This is a genomic window from Flavobacterium chryseum (assembly GCF_004362015.1).
In the GTDB taxonomy this organism is placed as follows: domain Bacteria; phylum Bacteroidota; class Bacteroidia; order Flavobacteriales; family Flavobacteriaceae; genus Flavobacterium.
Map to the genome: position 1 here is coordinate 34769 of NZ_SNWW01000016.1, position 10473 is coordinate 45241.

Annotated in this window: 11 protein-coding genes and 1 pseudogene; 1 reads left to right on the forward strand and 11 read right to left on the reverse strand. The window is 35.2% G+C overall.

Annotated elements, in window-relative coordinates; translation table 11 throughout:
• Window positions 1-4: 4 nt before the first annotated feature.
• The 11 genes from EV143_RS20305 to EV143_RS20350 form a co-directional block, all read right to left on the reverse strand.
• On the reverse strand, window positions 5-415 hold the full coding sequence (locus EV143_RS20305) for a GPW/gp25 family protein (protein ID WP_133509759.1): 411 nt from the start codon (window positions 413-415) through the stop codon (window positions 5-7).
• Between the two features lie 2 nt (window positions 416-417).
• Complete coding sequence (locus EV143_RS20310; protein ID WP_133509760.1) at window positions 418-708, reverse strand: PAAR domain-containing protein; 291 nt, start codon at window positions 706-708, stop codon at window positions 418-420.
• A 52-nt stretch (window positions 709-760) separates the two neighbouring features.
• Window positions 761-2506 carry a type VI secretion system tip protein VgrG gene (vgrG, locus tag EV143_RS20315; protein WP_133509761.1) on the reverse strand — a complete coding sequence of 582 codons (1746 nt, stop codon included), beginning with the start codon at window positions 2504-2506 and terminating at the stop codon, window positions 761-763.
• On the reverse strand, window positions 2507-3199 hold the full coding sequence (locus EV143_RS20320) for a CIS tube protein (protein ID WP_133509762.1): 693 nt from the start codon (window positions 3197-3199) through the stop codon (window positions 2507-2509).
• Between the two features lies 1 nt (window position 3200).
• Window positions 3201-3362 (reverse strand): DUF5908 family protein, encoded by a 162-nt coding sequence (locus EV143_RS21565; RefSeq protein ID WP_166638194.1) that lies wholly within the window; start codon window positions 3360-3362, stop codon window positions 3201-3203.
• Between the two features lie 7 nt (window positions 3363-3369).
• Window positions 3370-3816 (reverse strand): phage tail protein, encoded by a 447-nt coding sequence (locus EV143_RS20325; RefSeq protein ID WP_133509763.1) that lies wholly within the window; start codon window positions 3814-3816, stop codon window positions 3370-3372.
• Window positions 3817-3818: 2 nt separating this feature from the next.
• Complete coding sequence (locus EV143_RS20330; protein ID WP_133509764.1) at window positions 3819-4247, reverse strand: phage tail protein; 429 nt, start codon at window positions 4245-4247, stop codon at window positions 3819-3821.
• A 29-nt stretch (window positions 4248-4276) separates the two neighbouring features.
• Window positions 4277-6373 (reverse strand): phage tail sheath C-terminal domain-containing protein, encoded by a 2097-nt coding sequence (locus EV143_RS20335; protein WP_133509765.1) that lies wholly within the window; start codon window positions 6371-6373, stop codon window positions 4277-4279.
• A 22-nt stretch (window positions 6374-6395) separates the two neighbouring features.
• Window positions 6396-7238, reverse strand: coding sequence for a hypothetical protein (locus tag EV143_RS20340; protein ID WP_133509766.1), 843 nt, complete (start codon window positions 7236-7238; stop codon window positions 6396-6398).
• Window positions 7235-7837, reverse strand: coding sequence for a DUF4255 domain-containing protein (locus tag EV143_RS20345; protein WP_133509767.1), 603 nt, complete (start codon window positions 7835-7837; stop codon window positions 7235-7237). The genes EV143_RS20340 and EV143_RS20345 overlap by 4 nt, the downstream gene beginning before the upstream one ends.
• Before the next feature lie 550 nt (window positions 7838-8387).
• A complete protein-coding gene (locus tag EV143_RS20350; RefSeq protein ID WP_133509768.1) occupies window positions 8388-9482 on the reverse strand; it encodes a Ppx/GppA phosphatase family protein in 1095 nt (364 codons plus the stop codon).
• A 620-nt stretch (window positions 9483-10102) separates the two neighbouring features.
• Between EV143_RS20350 and EV143_RS20355 the strand changes: the two are divergent.
• Window positions 10103-10473 (forward strand): annotated as a pseudogene (locus EV143_RS20355) (hypothetical protein); the annotation flags it as partial.

Sequence of the window (10473 nt, forward strand, 5' to 3'; positions counted from 1 at the left end):
GCTTTTAAATATTAGTGCCTTCTCCTTTGTAATATGGATAAACAAGATTGCTTCTTGAGTTTGTACTTCTTATTCTGTAATCGATTATGACCAATAATTCACCTTCTAAATCATCACCCTGTGTTATGTCAATTTTTTCAACATCAATTCGTGGTTCGAAATATAAAATTGCCGTTTTTATTAGTTCTGAAACATAAGTTTTTAATGTTCTGTCTAATGTTTCAAAAAGTAATTCATCCATATTGCATCCGTATCTGGGCAGCATAATGCGCTCGCCGATTTTGGTAGAAAGCAATATCTCCAAACTGCTTTTAATATCTGCCTCGTCAGATGTCATGACGACTGCTTTATTGTTCTTTTTAAACTCTGGCGGAAAACTCCATCCAGTACCTAAAAAATCTTTTTTATTTTCCATAATCAACCTATTAAAACAGTTGGACATCCTATTATAATTGTTCCGCCATGCGCGGTTGAATCTCCCATTCTTGCGGCTGGTTTTCCTCCAATCAGCACTGTACCTGAACCCGCTATAATACTATCCGGAGGCCCGGTGCAAACGATCATATCTCCCAGGCAGGCTGCCGGTTGACCGCCTATCAGTACTGTAGGTGCGCCTGGTGGCAATATTGGCCCGCCTACATGAGGTACAGTTGCGGTTACCATTGGACAAACATGCATATCATTGATTCTTGCGGCTGGTGCTCCCATAATTATTATTTTTATTTAAGAGTTTTAAGAACTGAAACTAATGGAGGATAAATTAATTTATCTGCACAATGCTGCCTTTAACTATCGCCACGGCTGCTGATGACATTTCTGCCCCGGCACTGCCTTCGGCTTTAAATTGGGCGGTTGCTTTTACATTTACATTGGTGCCTTCAATTTTTACATCGCCTGTTGCCTTTATTGAAATATCGCCAGCACTTTCCATTTTTATTCCTGCGCTGTCAATTGTAATCACGTTCGAATTTTCGTCTTCAATAATTATTGATCCTTTGTCTTCGTCCAGTGTTATTTTTTTTCCTGCCGGAGTTTCAATGGCTATCGATTTTTTATCATCATCAAACAGCACTTTCATTTCGCTTCTTGTAAAAATCCCTTTTTGATGGTTATCGTCAGTTGCTTTTAGTGGAGCAGGTTTTGCGCTGCTGTGGAGCATTCCTAATACAATGGCATCATTGGGATCTTCGTTGATGAAGCCAATAATTACTTCGTCTTCAATTTCGGGCCTGAAAAAAATGCCTCTGTTGTCACCTGCATCCAGGGCAGCTACTCTGCACCAAATGCCTTGTTCTTCGTTATTGATAATTGGTATTTTTACCAAAATTCTGTCTTCACTGTCGGGATCGTCCTGAAGTTGGGTTACAATACCAATATGCAGTCCTTTTATGGATGGAATTATTCCTGAAGCCGATGGTGTATTGATATCATAAGTTTCAGAAAACCATTCAGGATTCAAGCCAAACTGCGCATTTACAGTCCAATTGCCGTTTGCTATTTCATGGAAAACCCCTGTAATGTATGCTTTGCCATTAAAACGATCTCCTACGCCTTCGAGTGTGATAATGGTGTTAGGTTTTACTGCGGGAATGCCTTGGAATTTTACTCTTCCGCGGACTTTTGAAAGTTGTTGAAATAATAATTTTGCATCGGCCCAATCCTGTAGTTCAGTATCGGTAACATGACCGCCGTGACGCAATTCTAAATTTTCCAGCTTTACTATACCGGATAAATCCGAAGGAGATAAATTTCCGTTTAAGCTTACGCTGGGGTCTTTGGCTTCAATTTCTAATAATTCCTGATTTGATGCATTCCAGCTGTAGGATGAAACTTTGGCAAACTGATTTCTAGCGTCAATTTCGGCATCAAAATCGAGCATGCTGGCACCAAAAGCAACCGTTTCGACCGATCCGGAAGCTAAATCTGGTTTTTTAATCGAAATTTTGCCGTTTTCAATAAAACATAATTTTCCATTGGCTTGTGCACGAGAGACAATAAAATCCCAATCGGAAGTATTGTATTGTACTAGTTCTTTATGACTAAAATTAGTACTTTCCACATCTTTTTGTAATCCGTAAGTGCCTATAATGTCTTCAAAAGCATCACTGTCTTTTACATCATAAAAATATTTACTTTTTCTACCGATAGTCATTTTTACGGCTTCGTCTTTGCATTCCACAATGAGCAGGGATGAATTGTCTTTTATTTTTATCGAATGTTTTACAACTATTCCTTTATAAATAGTTTCTTCGTCACTGTGATAGCCTGCTTTTATTTCTATTTTTTTTCCCGGAATGAGCAAATCTTCGTTGCTTAATTTAAAATCTCGTGCGGCAGCATCTCCGTCGGTCAAAATAATTTGCGCCATAGGTATTCTGTTAACCTCATTATGAACTACAATGCTCATTACCTGATAAATGCCGGATAGCTCATTTCCCTCAATGAGCAATTTGTGCGTTACTAAATCTGCACTTTTACTGGTTTGTATGACGCCGGTATTGTTCATCTATTGTTGTTTTTGTAGAGGAGGGAAAAATATTTTTTGGCCAATTTTTAATTTTCTGAAATTAATAAGCTTGTTGGCCTTTGCTACTTCGAGATAATATTTTGAATCGCCATAGATTCTAAATGACATTAAAGGAAGCGTGTCGCCTGCTTTTACAGTTCTGGTATGGGTTAAATCAGGAGATTGATTGTTTTGCTGTTTTGCCCTTAACTCATCCTCAACAACTCCTTTAAATTTTCCTTTTGCAATGGCTCTGATAGGTGTTCCATCTGGCCTGAAAAGTTTATACTCAATGGTCATTTCTGTGAGAGACCCTTTAAAAAGCAGGCTTCCCCAGGCAATTTTCAAGTAATTTGGTTTATGTTCTGTACCATTATATTCTAAAATTACTTTTCTAAAATGCTCAATGTCTTCAATAACACCATTTTCGGTACTTTCTTTGCCGGCAATAACGCCTGTTCGGTCAAAAACAAAATCCAATTCTAATTCCTCCGGAGCAATTGCTGTAAATCTTGGTGCCGGGCTGCTCGTTCCGGCAGCTTGGGTTGTATCTTGCTCTATCTTGTAATGAAAAGTATATTTTTCGGGATTCATCAAAGTAATAAACTCTTCAATATCCGAAATAGGATTATTGAATTGAGGATCGCTATAGGCAATGATCTTCAGTTTTTTTAGTTCACCAGTAGTTGCCATATTAGCGTTCTTTTTTTCGTTCAATAACCTTCATTACTTGCTCGACACACTCAGCCACAGTATCTTTTTCAGTAGCTGATGATGAAGAAGCTGGTTTTGCACCAGAATTTGAGTTTTCGCTCACGTTTATTTTAATGTGAAGCTCTTTGATTTCAATTGGCATGGTAAAATTATTTTTTATGAAGGGTGAAATAATTATAAGCAAGCTCAAAGCTTTCAATTACAATTTTGCTTTCTAAAGCACTAAAATCTTCAACTGCCCATTTTACGGGATAGGCATGTACAACTTTCCAGTGCATTAGAGGCTCGTGGTCTTGATTCAAGAGTTTTACAGTTAAATCTATGGGCTTAAATTCGAAATTTTCTAATGCTTTTCTGCACCATTCAATTACGTCAGAATCAATAAGTATCCCCCTTTTTAAAACCAAATTGGGATATTTGGTTTTAACGGGCAGTTTATGTTTGAATCTGTTTTCTCCACCCTCGACAATTTCTTCAGTTTCAAGATCTACAGAAAGTCCTGATACGGATTGAAATTGATGGTCTTTTTCTTTTGTGCCCAGTTGATCAAATTCAACCAGAAAATGAAAGCCTACGGGTGGATAATAGTTAGCCATAACTAGTCATTTTGAATAGATAAACCTTCATGAACCAATTCTATCGACTCGATGGCTACTTCGTTTCCGTCGGCTTTTAAATCAGTCGATTGAACTTTTGTTGGCCACGCGTTTTTTACTTTCCATGTAATTACTGGTTCGTGCTCCTCATTGAGTAATTTTATGGTAATATCCCTTCTTTCGATGGTGTTTAGTTTTACCGTATTCCACCAGGCATAATACTCATTATCGCTTTTAAAAGTGCCTCTTTTCATGGTAATGTTGGAGTACTTCTGCATGCCCGGCATCTTAATTTTGCTGTATTCCGGACTTGCTCCCTGGCGGTACTCAATAACTTCAGTTTCTACATCTAATCCGGAAACTTCTGTAAAACCTATTTTTGTTCCACCCCAGTCAACTGAGAAATGAAACTTTGATAATGGATAACTCATGATTTATATTTTTTTTAATGATGATTTAATTAAGATTCCTGCATTTTGTGAGAGAAACGAAGAATGATGAACTCAGCCGGACGAACTACTGCCAGTCCTATTTCGACTATCATTCGGCCTTCCAGAATATCTAGAGCAGACATGGTTTGCCCTAATCCGATCCTAACATAAAAAGCTTGTTCGGGTTTAGCTCCGGCCAATGCTCCGGCTCTCCACTGAAGAATTAGGAAATTTTCAATCATCGCTCTAACTCTTATCCAGGTATTGGCATCATTAGTTTCGAATACAAACTGTTCGGTTGCTTTTTTGATGGATTCTTCGGCCATGTTGAAGAAGCGGCGAACCGGTACATAACGCCATTCGTTGTCATTACCTGCCAAGGTTCTTGATCCCCAAATCAAGGTTCCTTTGCCTGTAAAACTTCTGATGGCGTTGATGGATTTACCGGCAACAGTATCAACATTCAAGTTGTCCTGAATTGTGTTTGTTATTTTAACGGTCGGTTTTATTACGTAGTTCAGACTAACATTTGCGGGAGCTTTCCATACGCCTCTGTCTTTATCAACTCTGGCATAAACTCCGGCAATTGCTGAACTTGGAGGTAGTGTTATAGGCAGGTTGTAAATTTCAGCAAGAATTTTATTGTAAGTCACGTTGTCAACAGATTCTAAAGCACTTAATTTTCTTCCGTTTAATTCGCCATTATTCAAATCTTTTCCTTCAACAGATTTAATGGCATTTAAAAGAGCGGTCAGGTTTGTACCAATTCCGGAAAAGCTGTTTGCAAGTCCTGAAATTCCGGTTTGAGCGTTTAACGGTGTATAATCTAGCAGTTTTTTCAGTTCTTTATCAAAACTTACATCGTCGGTTTGTATGATTTTAAGCAGTTTCGCCGTTGCGTTTTCATCCTGTATTTTTTTCTTTAATGTTTTCAAGTTTTTATATACAGAATCAATTTTATTTGCTGCAGAAAAATTCAAATTAAAGGCCGTTAAAGCGCTGGAGATCGTTCCGGCAATAACCATGTCTTCGTCTGATATTGTGCTGATTGCTGCATTTGCTTCTTCGTTTAATGAGTTTCTTAAAACCGATAATTCTTCTAAAGTGGCAAGCAAAAGGTTGAGATTATTTAAAAATGCTGTTTTTTTGACAGCGTTGCTAACAAATGTTCCTCCTAAATCAAAACCATTTGTATCATTACTGTAAAGCTGTAAAAGCAAATTACTGATCTGTCCGGCAATATCTCCTGCCACAGGTTCATCAACCAATTTTTTTACTGTAGCAGTAATTCCCGTAGTCGGATTTTCGACAGGGCCTAATCCCAAAGCAATTTTATCATACGCTTTTGCGGTATAAGAATAATGCTGTATTACAATTTGATTGCTGTCAAAAGCATAATCCAGTATTGTTTCCAGGTGAGGATAATAAACGGCTCCATACTTAATGGTATCTTTTTCAGAACTAATAGTGTTTCTTAACTCATCTATATTAGCATCCGTAGGGCTCGATTCATCGTAATTAAGCGTATCAATTAAGGTAAACCTGTCCTGAAGATTTTTGCATTGCGTTAAGGCATTGTTGTACAATCCGTAGAAATTGGTAGCGTCTATTGCAGCTACTTTTGTGGCATCGGGAAAAAGAATTAGCGTAGGTTCATCTACTTTTTCTAATTCTAATAATCCGTTTTTCAAAGCATTAATGTTATTGATTGAAGTAACACGAGTGTCTGTTTCATCCAGCTCATCTCCGTAGCGGCCAACCGAAATAATGTAACACGGACCACCGCCATTTGCAAAGAACAACTGCATTGAATAATACATCAAAAAAGGCTGTTTTGCAGTGGGCTGATCCACAACAATAGATCTTGTGTCTCCATTATCACCTGAAACATCATTAATGGTAACACTAATTGTTGTCTCTGGTTTAGCAAAGCCAAAAAAGCGTTCGTATTCTAAAAGAGATGTTATTCTTGTTGGTTGCAATTTCAAATCTCCATTAATCTTGTTCGTGGCTTTTTCTGTATAGCCAATAAAAGCAGGAATCGCTGTTTCTACCTGGGCAACAGAAGGGGGAAACTTTACGATTTCCTCAACATATACTCCAGGCGTTTTGTAAGTTGTTGCCATAATTGATTTGTTTTTTTAATTATTAAATAAATATTTCCGAATAGTAATCACTATTGATTTTTGTTATTGATTTTACAGATGGATTTGGGTATTGACTTTCTGCCGGTTGTGAAGGCGTAAAATCGGTAATCGGGTCAATTTCAACAAAACCAGAGCGCGTTAATGGTTTTGCGGCATTGGTTTTAATTTCGGTTCCTGCTTTCCGGTTGATATATTTCCAAAGTGTTTTTCGATTATCAAAATGAATTTTAAAATTTGGACTTATCATTTTTCCAATATCGTTTACGATGTTTTCTGAACTGTTGTCGCCTTGAACGGTTAGTGAAATAAGCCCAAAGACATTTTGTTGTTCTGACGGCTGCAGTGTTGAAATTAAATTGGCAGTGGTTTTTTCAGATACTAAATACGCATTTGAAATTAGTTTGTTGTCATCTATTTTTGGAAGATATTTGAATGTTACCGGCTCGGTTGCAGGTTTAACATTGCCAAACAAGAATACTTGATTCAAAGCAAAGTCAAAATTGGTATAATTTTCAAATTGATAGTCGTTGATGGTGATTGAAAAATTCAATTTCAAATCGACAGGAATTTTTATAAACGGATCGGTTTCATCTGTTTCTTTTACTTTAATGTATACTCTAAAACCTGTTTTGCTTTTTTTGAATATCATTTTATAGTTTTTTAATACCGTATTGGTTTCCAAAGTTGGCGTTATGGTTGCAAAGGCATCAATACTAAATTTTTGCAGCATTTTTTCTTTATCAGCAGATGACATACTAGCAAAGGTTTTTTCGCCGTTATTCAAAAAATAATTATGAAGAAGCGTTACTTCAAATAACAATCCATATGTATTAGCAAAACTCATGACTGTTCTTTTCTTTTGCTTATTCCTTTGTACTCGCCAATAAGCTGTCCTTCTGCTTGTACAATATTGCGTTCAATTTGTATCAGGCTCACTTTATATAAAGCCGATGGAAGCTGTTTGCCTCCCAATGTTCCCCAGATATAATTTAACTCTTCAAAAGTGGGGGTGTAGAGCTCAATTGAAAATCTGAAATTGTCGATATTGTTCATTGCGACATTATTTCTGTTGTAAATAGTGTTGGCTTGTGTAAAAAGTTTTTTCCCCTGAAAAAATGCAATGATTTTTGAAAGATCATTTAGCGAATTGATGTATTTAGTTCTGTTGGCGCTAAAAAGTAAATAGAGATTTAAATTGATGACGCTGTTTTTATAAATTGTTTTGGAATTTTCTATAGAATGATTGGGAAAGTTTTTTAAAGTAGCTTCTTCGCTTAAATTAATTAATGTAAGTGCTACTTTATCTTCTAAATTTGTAGATACACCTTCGTTTTGAGACTCTAAAAAAGCGATGTTTTCTGCCACAACGGTTTTCTCTAACCCAATTTCATCGAGATAGTTGTTGACTTGTTCTGCAATTATTTGAATAATTTCAAAAATCATCTTTTGGTAAAGTTTTAAAGAATCAGTATTTATATGCTCATTCAGATTTGATAAAAAGGTCAGCCTCAAGGCGTAAATTGAAATAAGAAGAGAGGCTTCGGGTTTTGCTTTAAACTTGCAATAAAAACATGGGCTTGTAGATTTGTCTAAATTAGATAAATGATGGAGTACCAAAAAAGGGGAATTTTCCCCTTTTTTGATCGCTTAAAACTTAATTAAAATATTGATTATTAATTAGTTATATATTAAATAGGGTTTTGTTTTGTTTTTTACGGAAAAGTGAACGTCAGAATTTATAAAAGCGCGTATAATTTTCCAGGAGTATGTATAGTTTTAATTGGAAGTTCGATACAGTAGATTAATATAGATTCTTGTTCTTATAAATTTTACAGCGATTTGTTGTTCTTCGAAATGACAAGATTACTTAAGAATTGAAGTATTCCTTCGACTACGCTCAGGATTACAGAGAAATTTTTTGCACATAAAAAAAGCCTCAGATTTCTCTGAGGCTTTGTCTTAATAGCTTTTTTTAAAGTATTAAAGTAAAACTTTAAAAATTAGTATTTATTTTTTTAGAATGATCTGCAATTTCTGAGATAAGTAAGGTTACTTGTCCTTCTTTTACAAAGTATATTTTCTTAGTTGCTAAATTTGGAATACTTTCTAATAAGGTCACCAGAATATTATTTGCAGAAATAAGGTATTTCTGGTCATAAGTACTCAAAACTCTGGCTGCTTCTTTATTGGTTTTAGCAAGGTTAGTATACTTACTGAAATTATTTTTTAGGATTGCATCATAATTAATAACGTCTTCCATGCTTAAAGAAATGTAATGATCTTTAACGTTCTCATCATAATATAAAGTTGCAAAAGCCCAAACTGCTCCACCAGACAAGTATATTTTTTCTTTTTTTGCTAAAGTAGGATTTGCATCTAGCATTTCTTTTACCTTCTTACGCAGAACCGGATTAAAATCAAAAGACTTTTCCTGATAGGTTGACATATCATTAGCCTGAGTTTGATTTACAACCGTTTTTTGTATTGCATCAGTAAGCGTCATTGTCCCGAAATCTAGCTCTAAAGGTATAAACTCTAGTTTGTTATCTTTAAGTTCATTAATGTAACCACCTTTAGTAGTTTGGGCACCAATATCTAGCAATAGTGCATTAGGATAATCAACAGGCGGAATAGCGCCTTTTACTAATATTTTAGCTTCTTCGTCAACATTAATTACATCAATGCCTTTATTCGTTAGAGTAGTAATTTTGTTTTTCAAAGCATCAACGTTGCGGGCAGTTGCGAAAACGGGAGCGGCAATTATAAATATATTTGCTTCAGGAACTTTAAATTGCTCTCTTATCTTTTTTATTTGATCAACAACTATAGCACTGGTTTTATTGATGTCGTCCTGAGGAATCTCACCGCTGGCAATAATGTGTTCGGCAAGACTAATTCTATCATTTGAGAAATATAGAATTTTATAATCTGCTTTCTTAATATTATCTACATCCAGAACTGAAGTTTTTATTGCTCTGCGTCCGATTTCAATTCCGGCATAAAGATTTTTTTGAGAAAACGAATTAATCGAAAAAAATAAACTTAAAAGAATAAAAATTAGAATTTGGGGTTTGTTTTTCTTAAGCATTGGATTTAATTATGGTTATAATATAATTTGTTTTTGAATAAAGACTTTACATCTTTTAGTCGTATTTATGTGAAAGTCATAATTTTAAATTCAAAATAATGGGTTTCAATACGAGATTGCAAATTTATAAAAACATTTACTAATATAAACTCAGTTATTGAGAAAACATATTATTTAATTATTAATAATGTTTCAATTTTAGTGATAGTGATTTTTTTTCTTGTAATGTATTGAAATAGAGTAACATATTTGATTTTAGACAAAAGAATAAATAATAATGTCCTATGATCTTCCAAGTATTTTTATGCAAAGTTGAAAAAAGGTTTCTGGTTTGCACATTTTTTTGATTCAATCGAAATCGTAAATCTGTTAAAAGCCTTCTGCTTTTTAAATTGTTATAAACAAAAAAGCCTCAGATTTCTCTGAAGCTTTTTGACTTAGTAGCCCTAACGGGACAATTCTCGAACCATTTTAGATGTGATTTGAAGAGATTGAGCGAAGGATGATTAAATATTTTTAGATGTTTAATCACAAACAAAACACATAAAGCCTTCAAAATCAATGATTTTTGAAGGCTTATTAATTTTAGATATTGGTGATAATTAATTTTATTTTCCAAAATGAGGAAAGCCGTAAAAGTTTCATCTGCGAATAGTTTAGATTTGCGCGCAAATCTAGATTTATCATCTCATACGCTTATGAAAAAACTTTACCTACTACTTTTTATTTCATTGCCCTTTTTCACATACTGCCAGGATATTCTTTGGGAAAAATCATATGGGGGACAGCATGCAGATTACCTTTTTGATGCGCAGCCCACAGCCGATTACGGTTTTATTCTGGCAGGCAGCTCCCTTTCTAACAAAACAGGAAATAAAGATGATGATAACCACGGCGACCTGGATTATTGGATCTGGAAAATGAACGAAAAAGGAGATCTTGACTGGCAGAAAAGTATTGGAGGAAGCGGTTTTGACTTACTACAAAGCAT

Coding starts and splice junctions, on each gene's coding strand:
- EV143_RS20305 (WP_133509759.1), bottom strand. CDS start 415: ATGGAAAATAAAAAAGATTTTTTAGGTACTGGATGGAGTTTTCCGCCA.
- EV143_RS20310 (WP_133509760.1), bottom strand. CDS start 708: ATGGGAGCACCAGCCGCAAGAATCAATGATATGCATGTTTGTCCAATG.
- vgrG (WP_133509761.1), bottom strand. CDS start 2,506: ATGAACAATACCGGCGTCATACAAACCAGTAAAAGTGCAGATTTAGTA.
- EV143_RS20320 (WP_133509762.1), bottom strand. CDS start 3,199: ATGGCAACTACTGGTGAACTAAAAAAACTGAAGATCATTGCCTATAGC.
- EV143_RS21565 (WP_166638194.1), bottom strand. CDS start 3,362: ATGCCAATTGAAATCAAAGAGCTTCACATTAAAATAAACGTGAGCGAA.
- EV143_RS20325 (WP_133509763.1), bottom strand. CDS start 3,816: ATGGCTAACTATTATCCACCCGTAGGCTTTCATTTTCTGGTTGAATTT.
- EV143_RS20330 (WP_133509764.1), bottom strand. CDS start 4,247: ATGAGTTATCCATTATCAAAGTTTCATTTCTCAGTTGACTGGGGTGGA.
- EV143_RS20335 (WP_133509765.1), bottom strand. CDS start 6,373: ATGGCAACAACTTACAAAACGCCTGGAGTATATGTTGAGGAAATCGTA.
- EV143_RS20340 (WP_133509766.1), bottom strand. CDS start 7,238: ATGAGTTTTGCTAATACATATGGATTGTTATTTGAAGTAACGCTTCTT.
- EV143_RS20345 (WP_133509767.1), bottom strand. CDS start 7,837: ATGATTTTTGAAATTATTCAAATAATTGCAGAACAAGTCAACAACTAT.
- EV143_RS20350 (WP_133509768.1), bottom strand. CDS start 9,482: ATGCTTAAGAAAAACAAACCCCAAATTCTAATTTTTATTCTTTTAAGT.